This is a genomic window from uncultured Winogradskyella sp., assembly GCF_963975125.1.
Lineage (GTDB): Bacteria > Bacteroidota > Bacteroidia > Flavobacteriales > Flavobacteriaceae > Winogradskyella.
On record NZ_CAXBGB010000028.1, the window covers coordinates 1 to 19,925 of the forward strand.

A 19,925-nucleotide genomic window follows, 5' to 3' on the forward strand; every position below is an offset into this window, starting at 1 on the left:
ATGGTGTTGTAGAAACAAAAGCAGGTTATGTTACTAATATTAAAGAGAAACCTTCGTACACCTATTACTCAAATGCTGGTATTTACATTTTCAAAAAAGAATGTCTCGATTTTGTACCAGAAAACGAATTTTTTAATGCAACGGATTTAATAGACGTATTATTAAAAAAAGGTAAAAAAATCATCAACTACCCTATTCTCACTTATTGGTTAGATATTGGAAAACACGAAGATTTTGAAAAAGCACAAGAAGATATTAAACACATAAAACTGTAGTATGGAATTTTTAGTCGTAATTACAGCACGTGGAGGAAGTAAAGGAATTCATAAAAAGAATATAAAACTTTTAAACGGAAAGCCTTTAATTCAATATAGTATTGATATTGCTAAAGAAATTGCAGATAAAAAAGATATTTGCTTTACAACTGACAGCGAGGAATTCATTGCTATTGCAAAAACTCTTGGCTTAGATGTCCCTTTTAAAAGACCCAACGAATTAGCCACTGACACAGCCAATTCTCAAGATGTGATTTTACATGCTTTAGATACTTACCAAGCTTTAAATAATAAAATATACGATGCGGTTATACTGTTACAACCTACATCTCCTTTTAGAACTTTAGAGCAAGTGAAGGATTGTATTTTAATGTATGATGATTCTATAGACATGGTAGTTTCTGCTAAACTAGCATCAGCAAATCCTTACTATAATTTATATGAAGAAGTTAATGGGTTTTTAGCTCCTTCTAAAAAAGGAAATTTTACAAGACGACAAGATTGTCCTCAGGTTTGGGAATTTAATGGTGCCATCTATGTAATTAACACAACTTCCTTGAGAAAACAAAAAATGAAGGCTTTCAGTAAAGTGAAAAAGTATAAGATGTCCGAAGAAACTTCAATTGATATTGATACACCTCTCGATTGGAAAATTGCTGAGTTTCATCTAAAAAATTCAAATTAGCTTTTACGTTTCAAAAAGCATCATATACATTTTAAAAGATTAGCTATGTATTGTATCTTTGCACAGCAAAAAAAATTAAGTATTTGTTTTCTATATTTTAATTTTTAAGCAACGAATACACGAATGATTATGGAGAAAATTATTTATGATAATGTATTCTTGATTTTAGATAAAAAGCAATTAATAAAGTATATTAACTGCAACAATTAATACTCAGCGAATCAAAAAAATTAGTGTATTCTTGGCAAAAAATATTAGCGTTTTATAATGCCTAAAACAGACTATTATGGCGAATAATATATATAAAGATGAAAACTATGCCATTATTGGTGCTTTATTCGACGTTTATAATAATTTAGGAAGCGGATTTGTGGGAATAGTTTACAAAGATGCTTTAGAATATGAATTTAGATCTAGAGATATCCCTTTTGAAAGAGAGAAGTCTTATGCTATAAACTATAAAGACATCGTTTTGAGACATAAGTTTTACGCAGATTTTGTAGTCTTTGATAAAATTATCCTCGAATTAAAAACTGTTGAAGTATTAAATAACAAACATTTAGCCCAATGTATCAATTATTTGAAAGTTTCTGAATGTTAATTAGCCCTTTTGGTGAATTTTCATAAAGACTTTTTAGACCATAAAAGAATTGTATTATAAATAAAATCTAAGCTTCAAACATAAAAAAACATATCGAATACAAGAATAATTAGCATTAAAGCTAACAGATAAAACAGAGAAACCATTCGCGTATTTGTGGATAAATAAAATAAGTATTCGCAGCAAAAAATCATGAACCATAAACAAGCCATAAAGCATAAAATATTTAAGATTATATCCCATTCTGCACAAGAACTAAAAGTAGATTGCTATGTAATTGGAGGTTTTGTGCGCGATTATTTGTTAGAACGTGGCATCGCAAAAGATATTGATGTAGTAGTTGTTGGTAGCGGTATAGAATTGGCAAAACAAGTCTCTAAAAATTTACCAAACCAACCAAAAGTTCAAATCTTTAAGACTTATGGAACGGCAATGCTTCGCCATGATGACATTGAAATTGAATTTGTAGGTGCTCGTAAAGAGAGTTATACTGAAGACAGTAGAAATCCTGTTGTAGAAAATGGAACACTTCAAGATGACCAGAATCGACGTGACTTTACAATTAACGCCTTAGCACTAAGCTTAAATGAAGAAAATTTTGGCGATCTATTAGATCCTTTCAATGGAATTATGGATTTAGATAAAAGTATAATTCGAACTCCTTTAAATCCTGATATTACTTATAGCGATGACCCTTTGCGCATGATGCGAGCAATTCGCTTTGCAACACAATTAAACTTTAAAATTGAAGAAGTCTCACTTAAAGCAATTACAAATAATAAGAATCGAATTAAGATTATTACTAAAGAACGTATTGTTGTAGAATTGAATAAAATTCTTGAAAGTAAAACACCTTCTATTGGTTTTATATTATTAGAACAAACAGGGCTGTTAAATTATATTTTACCTGAGCTTACAGCACTAAAAGGTATTGATGAAATTGAAGGGCAACGTCATAAAGATAATTTTTACCATACCTTAGAAGTTGTAGATAATATATCAAAAACCACAGATAATTTATGGCTACGCTGGTCTGCCTTATTGCACGATATCGGGAAAGCACCTACTAAAAAATTCCATAAAAAAATTGGTTGGACATTTCATGCTCACGAATTTGTAGGCTCAAAAATGGTTTACAAGCTATTTAAAAGGTTAAAAATGCCACTGAATGACAAGATGAAATTTGTTCAAAAAATGGTGTTTATGAGTTCTCGCCCTATTGTTTTAGCAACTAACGTTACTGATGCTGCAGTACGTCGTTTAGTATTTGACGCTGGTGATTATGTTGATGATTTAATGACACTTTGCGAAGCAGATATCACGACTAAGAACCCAAAGAAATTCAAGAAATACCATAACAACTTTAAAGTTGTAAGAGATAAAATTGTTGAAGTTGAAGAACGCGATCAAGTTCGAAATTTTCAGCCTCCAGTAACAGGTGAAGAAATTATGAAAACCTTTAATTTAAAACCCTCAAGAGAAATCGGAATTATTAAAGAAGCAATAAAAGAAGCAATTTTAGAAGGTGAGATCCCGAATGAACATGATGCAGCTTTTAGATTGATGTTGGAGAAAGGAAAAAAACTAGGACTTAAAACAGTAAGCAGTTTACAGTCTTCAGTTGGTTGTAAAAAACAATCAAAATAAATTAGTGTATTTATAGCTAAACAAAACGGTAAAAAAAGCACCACGAATTCATGGATGATTGTCTTTAAAACATAAAGTTCATAAAGAAATACTAGAAGATAATTCGTGTATTTGTGGCAAATAAAAAAATCCCCTTTCCTTAAAAAAGGGTTAGAGATAGATATGAAGAAAGACAATAAAGCCGTAATCTATTGGCTCCTTATAGGTTGTAGTTTAATCTTTATAATGGTTGTAGTTGGTGGTATCACTAGACTAACACATTCTGGTTTATCCATTTCAAATTATAAATTAATTTCTGGTACAATTCCACCAATGAATGAAATCGAATGGAATGAAGCCTTTGATTTATATAAACAATATCCTGAATATCAAAAGTTAAACAACACATTTACATTACAAGAATTCAAAGATATTTATTTTTGGGAATGGATTCATCGTGTCATTGGTCGTTTTATAGGTTTGGTTTTTATTATTCCATTCATTTACTTTTTAATACAGAAACAACTTTCAAAATCGACTATAAAAAAAGCTATCATTCTTTTAGTGATGGGTGGTCTTCAAGGATTTTTAGGTTGGTATATGGTAAAAAGTGGTTTAGTAAATAGACCAGACGTTAGTCATTACAGACTTGCTGCACATTTAACAACAGCATTCCTAACATTTGCCTATACATTTTGGGTCGCTTTAGATTTAATGTTTCCAGAAAGAAAAACTGTAGTTAAGAAGCTTAGAAATTTTATAAGAATAGGATTAGTTGTTCTAATTATTCAGATTATTTATGGAGCTTTTGTTGCTGGTTTAGATGCAGGTTGGATTCATAACCATTGGCCTTTTATGAATGAAAGCAAACTTGTACATGAAACAGTTTATCTGGAACAAAGCCCTACATACCTCAACTTTATTGAAGGTAAAAGTGGTGTACAGTTTGTGCATAGAACATTAGCTTACATTGTAGTAATTTTCACTCTATCAATCTGGTATAGAGCTAAACGGATGAAATTATCATCATTTCAATCTAAAGGTATTAACAGCCTGTTAATTATGGTTGGTATTCAGTTTTTATTGGGTGTTTTAACTTTAATTTATGCTGTTCCTGTTTGGCTTGGTGTATCTCATCAGGTAGGAGCATTTATATTACTCAGTGCAATGATTTTTACCTTACACCGTTTCACTAAATAATCAAAAAATATTTTAACTTTGCCGCATGATTTACAGATTTAGAGTTATCCTAGATAACGATACAGAAGACGATGTGTTCCGCGATTTAGAGATTCGTGAAGGTGACACTATGGAAGACTTACATAATATTATCACTCAATCATTTGGATTCGATGGTATGGAAATGGCATCTTTTTATGTCAGTGATGACCAATGGAATCAAGGCGAAGAAATAGCCATGATGGATATGAGTGAAGCTGGAAATAACGTAAAAATGATGAGTACGACGACCATCAACACTATTATTCACGAAGCTTCAACGCGGTTAATTTATCTCTATGATTTTATGAATATGTGGACTTTCTATGTTGAACTTGGTGAAATTGTTGAGGAAGCCCAAGGTACAGATTACCCAAACCTTATGTTTGTACATGGTCAAATCCCTGATCAAGCTCCAGAAAAAGTATTTGAGGCAGAAGAAGACGATGATGATGACTATAATGAGTTTGAAGACGAGGTAGATGTTGACGATTATAGTGATTTAGACTTTGACGAAAATTGGAATTAATTTTAAATAATACTTAATAAATTAAAGCATCTTTACGATGCTTTTTTTTATGTTAGTGTAACAAATAAAGGCGTCAATCGTCTTACCTACATAACCAATCCTACTAAACCATTTCACTAAGCTTGTCTTAGTGTCTGTTTAGTTTAAAAAATCAATCACTTTGGAGCCAATCCTTACAATCAATAATCTCACGAAGAAATTCGGCTATCTTACTGCTGTTAAAGACTTAAGTTTCACTATTAACAAAGGCAACGTTTACGGTATATTAGGACCGAATGGAAGTGGGAAATCTACGACCTTAGGTATAGTATTGAATGTTGTCAATAAAACCAAAGGAGACTTTCATTGGTTCGATGGCAATACAACAACACACGATGCGTTAAAACAAGTTGGTGCCATTATTGAACGACCAAACTTTTACCCCTATATGACTGCTGAACAGAATTTAAAACTCGTCTGCAGAATAAAAGATGTTGATCACAGTAAAATTTTAGAAAAATTAGAAGTTGTTGGTCTTCTAGATAGAAAAGAACATAAATTCAAAACCTATTCTTTGGGTATGAAACAGCGTTTAGCAATAGCTTCAGCTTTACTCAACGATCCTGAAATTTTAATTTTAGATGAACCTACAAACGGCCTAGACCCTCAAGGCATACATCAAATTCGTAAAATCATAAAAGATATTGCAGCCAAAGGCACAACCATTCTTTTAGCTTCTCACCTACTCGATGAAGTTGAAAAAGTATGTTCTCATGTTGTGGTGTTGCGTAAAGGAGAAAAATTATACTCTGGTCGTGTAGATGAGATGATTAATAGTGATGGTTTCTTTGAATTAAAAGCTGAAAATCATCAACAACTTTTAAACGTATTAGAAGCGCACTCAAATTTTGGTAAAGTAAAAGTTGAAGATGAATTAATCACAGCCTTTTTAAACGGACCTATGTCTGCTTCAGAATTTAATAAATTAATGTTCGATAAAGGCATTTTATTGTCTCACCTCGTAAAACGAAAAGAGAGTTTAGAAGAGCAATTTTTGCAATTAACTGACACTATAGAAACCAATCAAAAAACAGTATAATTCTTATTTCAGAATTATGCACAACCAATCCAACATATGTTACGTCTTGTTAAATTAGAATTACAAAAACTTTGGCTTAATAAAGTGAGCCGTATATTAATTTTTGTATCCTTTATATTACCATTTACTGTACTTGTATTATCCTCTATAAAGATTAATTTCTTTGGCTTTTTTACATTAGAGCTAGGTGAACTTGGTATTTTTAATTTTCCAATAATCTGGCACATTACGACCTTCTTTGCTTCTTATTTTAAATTTTTCTTTGCCATCGTCGTTGTAAGTATGATTGGCAATGAATATAGTAACAAAACCTTAAAACAAAACCTCATTGATGGGCTTAGTAAAAAAGAATTTATCTTATCTAAGTTTTATACTTTAGTATTCTTTTCTTTTTGTGCTACGGTTTTAATTGGTGTCGCTACATTTTTAATAGGCATGTACTATTCGAGCTATACCGAAGCTTCAATAGTGTTTAGAGAAGTAGAATTTTTATTGGCCTATTTTGTAAAGCTTTTAGGTTTTTTTAGTCTTTGTTTATTCTCTGGCATGTTGTTAAAACGTTCAGCTTTTGCATTAGGCTTTTTAGTTATTACATGGATTTTAGAACTCATAGTTTATGGGTTAATGGAGTGGAAAATTGATGGTGATTTACCAGGTGAAATTTTTAATTTTTTCCCTATTCAATCTATGTATAAACTTATAGACCAACCTATTCAACGTATTATAATGACAAAATTTCCTGAAAAAGGCGAATTAGCTTATGACTATGCAGTGCATTGGTATGAAATCGCTATAGTTTTAGGTTGGACAGCCCTTTTCATCTTTTTATCGTATCGATTATTAAAGAAGAGAGATTTATAATATCTTTGGTAGCTATTGCTATGTAGTTTTCAATACTAAAATTAGGATTTTCTAAGTTCTAGTTGTTATATCGTATTGACTAATGTACTATACATAAAAGTTACAATGAAAAAGATAGTTTTTGTTTTTTTATTACACTTTACTTGTGCCTCAATTTTTGGGCAGAACGAAGCCTCTTTTTGGTATTTTGGTCAAAATGCTGGTCTGCGTTTTGATGCAGCAACAGGTTCGGTATCAGCAGTAACTGATGGACAACTGAGTACATTAGAAGGCTGTACCTCTATCTCTGATGCAGATGGTAATTTATTATTCTATTCTGACGGTAGTACAGTTTGGAACAGAAATCATCAAGTAATGCTCAATGGTTTTGGTCTTAAAGGTGATGATTCTAGTACATCTTCAGGGCTTATTGTACCAAAACCTCAAGACTCAGACTTTTATTACATATTTACCGTTGATGAGCCACACCACAACAACTCTTCAAATTTCCCTAATGAATCAGCTAATGATGGTATTAATGATGGTTTAATGTATTCGCTTGTTAATATTTTAGATGACAATGGTCTAGGAGCTATTGATATTAATGAAAAGAATGTCCCTTTAATTACATACGACACCTCAAATCCATTAGAAGTAGATTTTAAATGTTCTGAAAAAATAACGGCTGTAAAAGCAGATGATTGCACTTCGTTTTGGGTGATAACACATTTTGCAAATAGCTTTTATGCCTTTAAAATAGATGAAGATGGAGTTAACTCAACACCTGTTATTTCTATAGTTGGCCCGAATATTCCAATAGAAGGTTATAGACGTAATGCTTTAGGATATTTAAAGGCTTCACCAGATGGAAGTAAGCTTATTTCGGCAAATTTCGGAGAATCAACAGTACCAGCTGGTGATGCTGGTGGAGGCATCTATTTATTTGATTTTGATAATGATACTGGTATCGTATCTAACAGTTTAGAATTATACAGTGCACAAAATAATAATAGTCCTTATGGTGTTGAGTTCTCAGCAGAAAACCGAAAAGCATACGCTACGGTCGGACTTGGACCATCAGGTAATGGTGCGAGCCAAGTATTACAATGGGATTTAGAAAGTGTAGATATTCCTAATTCAATTCAAGTAATTCATTCATCAAATACTATAAGTGCAGGAGCGCTACAATTAGCCATAGACCGACGTATCTACAGAGCTCAATTTAGCTTTAATAACAATCCAACAGCTGCAAGGTTCTTAGGCGTCATTAATAACCCAGAAGCTGATGGCATGGCTGTAAACTATGATGAACAAGGCGTCCTTTTGGATGTAACTGGATTAAATCAAAACACAAGTCGTATTGGTTTGCCTCCATTTATTCAATCCCTTTTTAATTCGCAAACCGATATTATTAGAAATGGCATAAGTACCACAGAGCTAAGATTATGTGCAAATGAAAGCTTTACATTACAAGCAGATGATATTACTGGCGCAGATTATATTTGGACCTTTAATGATACTCCATTAACGGAAGCCACATCACAATTAATAATTGACACTCCTGGTTTTTATGAAGTTTATATAGAACCCAATAATGGTGACTGTCCAATAGAAGGAAGTGCTGTTGTTGGTGTATTCGAAACACCTATTGCTAATACAATAAGTAATATTATTGCCTGTGATGATGCTGTAAATGACGGATTCACAATATTCTCTTTTAGTAATAAAGATCAAGAAACATTACTAAGTCAAGATCCCAATCAATATAATGTTCGCTATTTTGAAACTCCCGATGAGGCTAATAATGGTGAAAATGAAATTGTATTACCATATCAGAATATCAGTAATCCACAAACAATTTATGTGCGTGTAGATAACAATGATAACACCAACTGCTATGATATTACTTCATTTGAAATCGAAGTCAATAAAACACCTCAAATTGTACAGTTAAACAATATTGAGTTTTGTGATAACGTTGGAGATATAATGGATGGTATTGCAAACTTAGATTTCAACGATTTAATCCCAACGATTAGAGGAGCACAAAGTGAAACTGAAACCAGTATTACGTTTCATCTTACCCAAGAAGATACTGATGATAACACATCACCTTTGCCATTAAATTACACAAATACAACTGCCTTTAGTGAAACTATTTTTGTTAGAATAGAAAATACAAATAATACAACATGTTATAGTACAGGAAGTTTTGAATTAACCATAAATGATGCTCCAATAGCTAATGATATCTCAATTGTACAATGTGACGAAGATGGCATACCTGAAGGGTTTACAACGTTCAATATAAATCAAACTATAGAGGATATCACAGAAGGAACAAACGAAAGAACTGTTGAATTCTATACATCACAAACGAATGCAGAAAACGAGGTAAACTCTATTAATGCTGATGCATTTAACAACTACTTTAACCCACAAATCATAATTGCCAGAGTTACCAACACTGTTACTGGATGTATAAACTTTAGTGAAGTTTCATTAGAAGTTAGTACAACATCATCTAACAATGCAAGTATGCAATTATGCGATTCTGATGGTACGGAAGATGGTTTTATGGCTTTTAATCTCTCTGATACCAATGCCATTGTTTTAGCTGGTGCACCTGCTGGTTTAGATTTACAGTATTTTGAAACCTATGAAGATGCATTGTTAGAGACTAATCCTCTTAGTACAACTTTCACTAACACCATTCCATACAATCAAACGATATATACTCGGGTTGAAAATTCTAATGCGTGCTTTGGTATTAGTGAAATAGATCTCACCGTTTTTGAATTACCTAATATAGAAATAGAATTTGAAACATTCTACTGTCTCAATTTCTTCCCACAAACGATTCTTTTAGATGGAGGCGTTATTAATGACTCTCCTAGTAATTATGGTTATGTATGGTCCACTGGTGAAGATACTGCCACAATTGAAGTGGATGCACCAGGAATTTATACGGTTAGAGTTTCTAATACGGATGGCTGTTTTAAAGATAGAACGATAACTGTATTACCTTCTAATATTGCAACCGTTACAGCTATTGAAATTGTAGATGCATCTCAAAACAATTCTATTTCTGTGTTTGTTACTGGTGAAGGTGACTACGAATATGCTTTAGATGATATCAATGGCCCATACCAAGACAGTACTATTTTTGAAAATGTTCAGCCTGGTTTCTATACGGTTTTTGTTCGTGATAAAAATAATTGTGGTACTATAGAAAATTTAGTCTCTGTCATTGGATTTCCTAAATTTTTTACACCAAATGATGATGATACAAATGATTTTTGGCAAGTCTCTGGAATTAACAATCAGTTTCAGTCCAATTCGTCTATTCTTATTTTTGATCGCTACGGAAAGCTTTTAAAAAAACTCGACCCTCTCGGTCCTGGCTGGGATGGCATTTATAATGGTGCTAAACTACCTACCAGCGATTATTGGTTTAAGGTGAAGCTACAAGATGGTAGAATATTCACAAGTCATTTTACACTCAAACGATGAGCATAAAACCTATTTTTTTTTCTAAGAATATAATACTGTTGTGCCTTATGTTTTGCATATCTCTTACAAGTTATGCGCAAGCACCAAACGATTGCCAAAATGCTGTAACGGTTTGTGGTAATTCTAGTTTCAGTTTAGATGTAAGTGGAATCGGCACACAAGAGTTAACTAATTCTAATACATGCGCCAGCCAAGAAAACAACAGTATATGGCTTCAAGTTAATATTGCTACTTCGGGTACTTTAGGTTTTACCTTAACACCACAAAGTACTAGTATTAATGAAGATTATGATTTTTTTATTTTTGGACCCGACGTTATTTGTGGAAATATAGGACAAGCGATTCGCTGCTCAACTACAAATCCGGCAGCTGCTAATCAAGGAAATAACCTTACAGGACTAAATGCTACAGAAACAGAAACGTCTGAAGGACCTGGTACTGATGGCAATAGCTTTGTGAGCCAATTAGATGTTTCAGCTGGCGAGAATTATTTTATAGTTATAGATAGACCTGTAGGCAATAGCCCGTTTTCCATAGACTGGACAGGTACTGCTACGTTTCCAGATAACCCATCTAATCCATTATTAGCTAATCCTTCATCAACAAGTTTACCAGATATGGATATTTGTGATAGTCTATCCCCTTTTAATGATAGTATTACAGTCATTGATCTTACAATTTTAACTCAAGATATCATAAATGGTGAATCTGATGTAGCAGTATCATATCATATTTCAGAAAATGATGCAAATATTAACACAAACTCATTAGGTACTGTTTTTAATACTACTTCTGGCTCTCAAACTGTTTATATTAGGATTGAAAACACAACGACAAATTGTTTCATTATTAATAGTTTTGATATTAATGTCACGGCTCTAACTAATTTTAATGCCCCTTCTAATTATGAGATTTGTGATGATGATACTGATGGTGATGATCAAAATGGATTCACCACATTCGATTTTGATATTAAAACACTAGAAATAGTCAATGGAATCGCTGGAGCAAATTATAATGTTTCGTATCATTTAAGTCAAGCTAATGCAGAAACGTCAACTATGTCTCTTCCAATAATTTATACAAATACAGCACCAACACCAACAGAAATATTTGTTAGAATTGAAGATATAGATACTGGCTGTATAGGCTTTACATCGTTTGATATTGTTGTTCTAGCAAAGCCAGTTGCAAATGATGTATCCCTTATACAGTGTGATGAAGATGGTATTCCCGAAGGGTTCACTACTTTTAATGTAACCGAAGCTTTTGATGATATTACAGGTAACGACACCAGTGCTTCTGTAGAGTATTACCTCTCCCAAGTTAATGCAGAAAATCAAATTGATGCTATCGATGGAAATTCATTCGACAACTTCTTTAACCCACAAATCATCTATGCTAGAGTTACCAACACTGTTACTGGATGTATAAACTTTAGTGAAGTTTCATTAGAAGTTAGTACAACATCATCTAACAATGCAAGTATGCAATTATGCGATTCTGATGGTACGGAAGATGGTTTTATGGCTTTTAATCTCTCTGATACCAATGCCATTGTTTTAGCTGGTGCACCTGCTGGTTTAGATTTACAGTATTTTGAAACCTATGAAGATGCATTGTTAGAGACTAATCCTCTTAGTACAACTTTCACTAACACCATTCCATACAATCAAACGATATATACTCGGGTTGAAAATTCTAATGCGTGCTTTGGTATTAGTGAAATAGATCTCACCGTTTTTGAATTACCTAATATAGAAATAGAATTTGAAACATTCTACTGTCTCAATTTCTTCCCACAAACGATTCTTTTAGATGGAGGCGTTATTAATGACTCTCCTAGTAATTATGGTTATGTATGGTCCACTGGTGAAGATACTGCCACAATTGAAGTGGATGCACCAGGAATTTATACGGTTAGAGTTTCTAATACGGATGGCTGTTTTAAAGATAGAACGATAACTGTATTACCTTCTAATATTGCAACCGTTACAGCTATTGAAATTGTAGATGCATCTCAAAACAATTCTATTTCTGTGTTTGTTACTGGTGAAGGTGACTACGAATATGCTTTAGATGATATCAATGGCCCATACCAAGACAGTACTATTTTTGAAAATGTTCAGCCTGGTTTCTATACGGTTTTTGTTCGTGATAAAAATAATTGTGGTACTATAGAAAATTTAGTCTCTGTCATTGGATTTCCTAAATTTTTTACACCAAATGATGATGATACAAATGATTTTTGGCAAGTCTCTGGAATTAACAATCAGTTTCAGTCCAATTCGTCTATTCTTATTTTTGATCGCTACGGAAAGCTTTTAAAAAAACTCGACCCTCTCGGTCCTGGCTGGGATGGCATTTATAATGGTGCTAAACTACCTACCAGCGATTATTGGTTTAAGGTGAAGCTACAAGATGGTAGAACGTTTACTAGTCATATTACGCTGAAGCGGTAAATTTAAAAAGCTTAATTTAGTCCTACCAACCTAAAGTCTTGAAAAGAATACACTACATATTATGTTTCCTATTGTTTGGTGTAACTATTCCTCTTTTTGCACAAGACATTTCTTTATTTCAGCAATTTAATGGACGATACGACTATACAGCGATTGGTAACACCTTAAATTCCGTAGAAAATGGTAATGGCGGAGCTTGTGATATACTAACATCTTCTGCTGCTGATTTAAATCTCAACAGTAATCAAAATGTTGTAGCTGCCTATTTATATTGGGCAGGTTCTGGTAGTGGAGATTTAGATATTACTTTAAATGGTATACCTGTAACTGCTGAACGTACTTTTAGTGATGCCTTAGATGCTGATGCTACGCGTGTGTTTTTTGCTGCCTTTGCCGATATAACTGACATTTTAACAACTCAAGGAAATACAACTTATACGATTTCAGATTTTGATTTAACAACTACCATTGCGGCTTTTTGTTCTACAGCTACTAATTTTGGTGGTTGGGCAATAACAGTTATTTATGAAGATACTAGCCTACCTTTAAATCAACTTAATGTCTATGATGGTTTGCAAAGTGTTCCAACATTTTTAAGCATTACATTAGACAATCTAAATGTTTTAGACAATGAAGATGCCAAAATTGGTTTTATTGCCTGGGAAGGAGATGGAGCATTAGCAGTAAACGAGCAATTAACTATAAACGGAAATGTAATTAGTAATTTACCGTTAAATCCCGCAAACAATGCCTTTAATGGTACTAATTCATTTACAGGCGCTACGGATTTGTATAATATGGATATCGATGTTTATAATATTCAAGACAATATCAGTATAGGAGATACTTCTGCAACCATTACACTAACTTCTGGACAAGACTTTGTTATGATAAATAATATCATAACCGTACTAAACAGCCAGTTACCAGATGCAACAATTTCTATAGATGATAGTATTGTGAATTGCGGAGATAATAACATTGAATTACTTTATACTGTAAGTAACTTAAATAGTACAGATATATTACCTGCAAATACACCAATTGCATTTTATTTAGATGGCATATTAATTGGTCAAAGTCAGACCACAAATGACATTGCAATAGATGCCAGTGAAAGTAATTTGGTTATTGTAATTGTGCCAGAAAATGTAGATCCTAGTCTAACAATTATTGCTATTGTAGATGATGATGGAACCATGAATGGAACAATCACAGAAGCCAATGAGGATAATAATATAACCTTTGAGAATATTGAATTACTCATAATTCCAGACATTACAATTCTTACCAATCTCATTGGTTGTAATGAAGGTTTTGAAACTTCAACATATAATTTGTTTGATGCACTTGAAAATATAAATTATAATGAAGAGGATATTTCATTTTACACTTCACTTGAGGATTTAGAATCTGAATCAAATGAAATATTGATCCCTAGTGCTTATAATAATTTTTTAAATCAAGAAACCATATATGTTAAATTAACAAGTCCACCTTGTTACGAGATTTTTCAATTTAATTTGATTGTAGAAAATTGTCCACCTTATGTGCCACAAGGATTCTCACCAAATGACGATAGCTATAACGATTGGTTTAATATTCAAGGTTTGTATAATATATTCACCGAGCATACATTAGAAATATATAACCGTTATGGAGACATCATTTATGAAGGAGATAATGATAAACCTTGGTTTGGAAAAATAAATAGAGGACTAAACAATCATGGGAATATCGTTCCGGTTGGTACATATTTTTACATTCTCAATCTTAGCGACCCAAATTATAAACCTATGATGGGTTGGGTATATGTAAATTACTAAAACTGTTAAATTTTTAGTCCGTTCATCTTATTTTTTTGTAGTTCTCTTTTACTTCTCTTAATTTTATTGAAACTAAAATGATTTCTTAGTTAATTCCCTCTTTTATTTGTAAGCTATTCCCTCAAAATTTTATATCAATTAATACAACAATATTGAGTTTAGGTTAAGTAACATTTACATAAAATGTAGATGTCTTAAAATTCAATTTGGGGAAAAGACCTCTTTTGAGGTCTTTTTTATGCTCGAATGATTCAAATATCGTTTCAAATGTTAACATTTTATGTATTGTGTCGTGTTTTATTGTATTTCATCTTTAATTTCTTTACTTTTCACACACATTAGAGTACAAGTTAGTGTTGGTCCCAAATCTACCCTAATCTTAAACTTTTAAACTTAACCTAAACTTATGGATTGTATTAACCGTACCCTCTGCTTAATTTTATGCTTTTTTTGTAGCATAAGTTACGCGCAACAGATTACAGTAGATAATACCGTTTCACCTCAACAACTCGTAGAAAACACACTTATTCAAGGCTGTGTAGAAGTATCAAATATTTCTTCACCTTCAAATGGAAGTTCGATTGGTTTAGGTAGTTTTGGATATTTTGAGCGAGGAGCGTCTAGTTTTCCCTTTCAAAATGGAATAGTTTTAGCAACAGGGAACGCCAATTCAGCAGGTAACGGACAAAACAATACTATTTTAAACGCTGGAGATAACACTTGGACTACTGATAGTGACTTAGAATCTGCTCTGGGTATTACAGGCACCTTAAATGCTACATCAATAGAGTTTAATTTTTCTTCCATTTCTAACCAAATACAATTTAATTATATACTTGCTTCAGAAGAATACTTTGGTAATTTTCCCTGTCAATATTCAGACGGTTTTGCCTTTTTAATTCGAGAAACAGGTACAAACAACCCTTATACTAATATTGCTTTGATTCCAGGAACTACAACTCCTGTTAACACCAACACTGTTCACGATGAAATTGTAGGATTTTGTGATGCTTTAAACGAACAATATTTTGAAGGTTATAATGTAGGTGACACCAACTATAATGGCAGAACTACTGTACTTTCTGCAACAGCAAATATTCAACCTAATGTGCAATATCAGATTAAATTGGTGATTGCAGATCAGGCAGATAAAAACTATGATTCGGCAGTATTTATTGAAGGTAATAGCTTTAATGCTTCCGTAAATTTAGGCGAGGATTTAACAACTTGCGCAAGTAATGTTATTATAAATGGTGATATTCAAAACCCACAAGCTACTTATTCTTGGTTCTTTAATGGTGGTCTAATACCTGCAGCTACACAACCATTATTTAACGCTGTACAAACCGGAAATTATCGTGTAGAAATTGAAATCCCTCTGTCTGGATCTACTTGTATTATTGGAGATGATGTTACTATTACATTAAGCTCAACACAGTCGTCTGATCCAATTTCAGATTTTGAATTGTGTGATGACTTAAGTAATAATGGTATCGAAATCTTCGATTTAACTACTAAAGATTCAGAAGTATTAGCCTCTGTACCAACTTCAAATTATACAATTTCTTATCACTATTTAGATGTAGAAGCTCAAAATGGCATAAATGCCATTAACAATCCAATTCAAAATACTACAAATCCACAGATTATATATACAAGAATTGAAGACACTGACAATGGTTGTTTAGCTTTTTCAACTATAAATTTAATTGTAAATCCATTACCATCAATTGTAGATCCTAGCCCATTAATGGTATGTGATGATCAAACGGCAGACGGATTTACAACTATAGACCTAAATGTTAAGAATGATGAAATAACTAGCGGTCAGGCTAATCTTGTCGTCACCTATCATAGCTCTGAAATAAACGCCGTATCTGGCAGCAATCCGCTACCAATGCCTTATGTAAATATAAATACAAACGAACAAGTTTTTGTAAGTGTTATAAACACACAAACGGGTTGCATTAGTACAACAACTTTAGAAATTTCTGTTTTAGATAATCCGACTATAAATACCGATAATCATTATATAGATGCTTGTGATGCCGATCACGATGGTTTTGCAGAATTCGATTTAACATCTATAATACCAGAAGTCCTAGAAGGCTTAACAGGAGTAACCGTTACTTTTTACGTAAGCATTGAAGATGCTCTTTCTGGTACTAACCCAATAGCCAACGACACCAACTATGCTAATATAAATATTAACGAACAAATTGTATTTATTAGAGTAGAAAATAACACTACAGGCTGTGCTTCTATTACACCAATTGAAATTCATACTAACTTATTATTAACGGCTACAAACATTAACGATGTTTCGTTATGTGATATTGATAATGACGGTATAGAAGAGTTTAGTTTTGAAAGTATTGCTTTGGGTATCGTACACGAACTTGAAGATATTACAGTTGTTTTTTATGAAACGGAAGATGATAGAGATAATCAAACAAATCCGATTGATCAATCTGTTCCTTATACTCCTGCAAGCAATCCACAAACAATTTATTTAGAGCTATCTAGTTTAACTTGTATAGATGTTGCAGATATAAATTTAATTTTAGTTCCTATTCAAGAGTTTCAGTCTATTCCAAATCAAACTGTTTGTGACGAAGACCAAGACGGATTTACAAATACAGATTTATCACAGTTTAATATTTTAGTTACCAATGGGCTTACAGATTTTACAGTTACCTATTTTAGGTCTGAAAGTGATGCCAATACAAATACAAACCCATTACCAAGTTTTTATACTAATACTTCAAACCCATTTACGGTTTTCCCTAGAATTCAATCTATTGTCACAGGTTGTTTTGATATCAATTCCTTTGAAATTACTGTTTTAGAAGCGCCTATTTCTTCTGCACCTTCTCAAATTGTTATTTGCGATGATGACCAAGATGGATTCTCACAAGTAAATTTATTAAACGTAGTTACTGAAATAGTAACAGATACAAATGAACGCATTATTAGTTTTCACAATAGCCAAGTAGATGCCGATAATAATAGTAATGCAATAACAAATGAAGCGGTATATAATTCGCAAACTGAAACTATATTTATAAGAGTAGAAAATTCGGTAACAGGTTGTCATTCTACAGAGACATTATCTATAATAGTTAACACGCTTCCTGTTTTCATTCCAATAAACAATTATAAAATATGTGAAGACAATAGTGATGGTTTTGGTGGTTTTATCTTTAATACAAAAGATGCTGAAATTTTAAATGGTCAAACAGGAAAACAAACCTCTTATTACTTAAACCAAACTGATGCAGACAATCGTGTAAACGTAATTGACAAGACCTTATCTTATCAAAATACAACGAATCCACAATTAATTTATGTTAGAGTAGAAAATGTAACCGATCAAGATTGTTATGGCACATCTAATTTTACAATCGAAGTCGGAACAAACCCAATATTTAATACACCTACAGATTGGTTTGTATGCGACAACCTAGGTAATGATGGCTATGAAATTTTTGATTTATCCACTAAAGTAACCGAGGTTTCTGAAGGTGTTTTAGACAATTTATCTGTAACTTTTTATACGTCACAATTTAATGCAGAAAATAGCATTAATACCTTACCTCTACAATTCACAAATACGGTAAACCCTCAGCAAATTTTTGTGCAAATTGATAATGGAACAATTTGTAATTCTATAACTTCTTTTGAATTAAATGTAGTACAAGTACCAGACGTAAATGAATCTTCACCTATTACGGAATGTGATGATGATAGTGACGGGCTAACTCAATTTGATTTAACAACAACAGAAATTGAAATTTTGGATGTAAGGCAAGACAATATTGAAATTGCATACTTTCAAAGTTTTGATGACTTAGAGTCTAATACAAATCAAATTTCAAATCCAGAAGCTTATACTAATGTTAGTAACCCACAAACTGTATATATTAAGATTACAAATACAATATCTAATTGCTACGTTACAGTACCAATTGATTTAATTGTAAATATGCCACCTCCTATTAATGATTTTATGACATATAATATATGTGCTAATGACAATAATAGCTTTAATTTAAACGAAATCAATGCAGCATTAATGGACGAAAGTTTTAATGTTCTATTTAATTATTTTACTAATGAAGTAGATGCCAATACAAACACAAACGCATTAGACACAAATTATACATACCAAACAAATAGTGATATCCTTTTTACGCGTGTAGAGTTTAGTACAACACATTGTTATCTTATATATGAATTTAACCTTAATGTAAATCCTTTACCGATTGCAAATCTACCAAATGATTTAATGGCATGTGATGATGATTTTAACGGATTGTTAGACGTTGATTTAACACAACAAAACTCTAGTATTTTAAATGGTCAAAGTCCTACTCTATTTACAGTTACTTATCATAATACCGAACTACAAGCACAAGAAGACAATTCTGCTTTAGAGACAAATTACATGGCCTTTGATAGCGAGATTATATATGTGCGTGTAGAAGATAACAGTACTGGTTGTTATAGTATTACTCAATTCTCAGTAGTTATAAATCCTCTACCAGTCATAGATATTGAAGATCAAGTTATATGTTTAGATAATCTACCATTAATGGTTTCTGCAAACACAAATAATCCTACAGATCAGTATATATGGTCAACAGGAGAAACCGCACCCGAAATAGAAATCCTAAATATAGGAACCTATTGGGTAACAGTAACTTCTGAATTTGGTTGTGAAAATACTCGCGTTTTTGGAGTATCAGAATCTGAAGCTGCGACCATCGAAGTTACTGAAATTGTTGACTTCTCGGACCCAAATAATATAACCGTTACCATTAGTGGTATTGGTGATTACCTCTATCAATTAGATGATTTTGAGCCTCAAGAGTCTAATGTTTTTGAAAATGTAGCTATGGGTTATCATACAGTTACAATCATAGATTTAAATGGCTGCACCAATGTAACCAAAGAAGTTTTAGTAATAGATGCACCAAAATTCTTTACACCAAATAATGATGGTGCTTTTGATACATGGCACATTATTGGAGTAGAAACACTGCCAGGAACCATAATTTATATTTTTAATCGTTATGGTAAACTTCTAAAACAATTGGGAACTAATACTCCAGGTTGGGATGGTTTTTATAATGGTATTGAAATGCCAACAAGTGACTATTGGTTTGTTGCTAATGTTAAACGCGGTAATATCTCATTTGAAGTAAAAGGACATTTTACTTTAAAGCGATAATACATATAATCTAGCGCTTACATTTTTAACTAATAGTAA

General features: G+C 32.4%; 12 protein-coding genes. All 12 read left to right on the top strand.

The annotated features are described in order from the left end of the window. The coding region (locus tag AAC053_RS05780) for a sugar phosphate nucleotidyltransferase (protein ID WP_339753963.1) at positions 1-275 on the top strand (275 nt) is incomplete at its 5' end. A 1-nt stretch (position 276) separates the two neighbouring features. Beyond that, positions 277-960, top strand: a complete 684-nt coding sequence (locus tag AAC053_RS05785) for an acylneuraminate cytidylyltransferase family protein (protein ID WP_339753966.1) — start codon at positions 277-279, stop codon at positions 958-960. A 286-nt stretch (positions 961-1,246) separates the two neighbouring features. Then, the gene (locus AAC053_RS05790) at positions 1,247-1,561 is read left to right on the top strand and encodes a GxxExxY protein (protein WP_339753968.1); all 315 of its coding nucleotides are present in this window, start codon (positions 1,247-1,249) and stop codon (positions 1,559-1,561) included. 192 nt (positions 1,562-1,753) lie between these two features. After that, positions 1,754-3,208: an HD domain-containing protein gene (locus AAC053_RS05795; RefSeq protein ID WP_339753971.1), complete on the top strand. Its 1,455-nt coding sequence runs from the start codon at positions 1,754-1,756 to the stop codon at positions 3,206-3,208. 162 nt (positions 3,209-3,370) lie between these two features. Beyond that, complete coding sequence (locus AAC053_RS05800; RefSeq protein WP_339753973.1) at positions 3,371-4,387, top strand: COX15/CtaA family protein; 1,017 nt, start codon at positions 3,371-3,373, stop codon at positions 4,385-4,387. A gap of 25 nt (positions 4,388-4,412) precedes the next feature. Then, positions 4,413-4,934, top strand: coding sequence for a hypothetical protein (locus AAC053_RS05805; protein ID WP_339753975.1), 522 nt, complete (start codon positions 4,413-4,415; stop codon positions 4,932-4,934). Between the two features lie 160 nt (positions 4,935-5,094). Then, on the top strand, positions 5,095-6,012 hold the full coding sequence (locus AAC053_RS05810) for an ATP-binding cassette domain-containing protein (RefSeq protein ID WP_339753978.1): 918 nt from the start codon (positions 5,095-5,097) through the stop codon (positions 6,010-6,012). Between the two features lie 36 nt (positions 6,013-6,048). Continuing rightward, positions 6,049-6,873: an ABC transporter permease subunit gene (locus AAC053_RS05815; RefSeq protein ID WP_339753981.1), complete on the top strand. Its 825-nt coding sequence runs from the start codon at positions 6,049-6,051 to the stop codon at positions 6,871-6,873. A gap of 105 nt (positions 6,874-6,978) precedes the next feature. Then, positions 6,979-10,365: a T9SS type B sorting domain-containing protein gene (locus tag AAC053_RS05820; RefSeq protein WP_339753983.1), complete on the top strand. Its 3,387-nt coding sequence runs from the start codon at positions 6,979-6,981 to the stop codon at positions 10,363-10,365. A gap of 47 nt (positions 10,366-10,412) precedes the next feature. Next, positions 10,413-12,827, top strand: coding sequence for a T9SS type B sorting domain-containing protein (locus tag AAC053_RS05825; RefSeq protein ID WP_339753985.1), 2,415 nt, complete (start codon positions 10,413-10,415; stop codon positions 12,825-12,827). A gap of 38 nt (positions 12,828-12,865) precedes the next feature. Continuing rightward, positions 12,866-14,653, top strand: coding sequence for a gliding motility-associated C-terminal domain-containing protein (locus AAC053_RS05830; RefSeq protein ID WP_339753988.1), 1,788 nt, complete (start codon positions 12,866-12,868; stop codon positions 14,651-14,653). Between the two features lie 406 nt (positions 14,654-15,059). Beyond that, positions 15,060-19,886: a choice-of-anchor L domain-containing protein gene (locus tag AAC053_RS05835; protein WP_339753991.1), complete on the top strand. Its 4,827-nt coding sequence runs from the start codon at positions 15,060-15,062 to the stop codon at positions 19,884-19,886. Positions 19,887-19,925 lie beyond the last annotated feature (39 nt).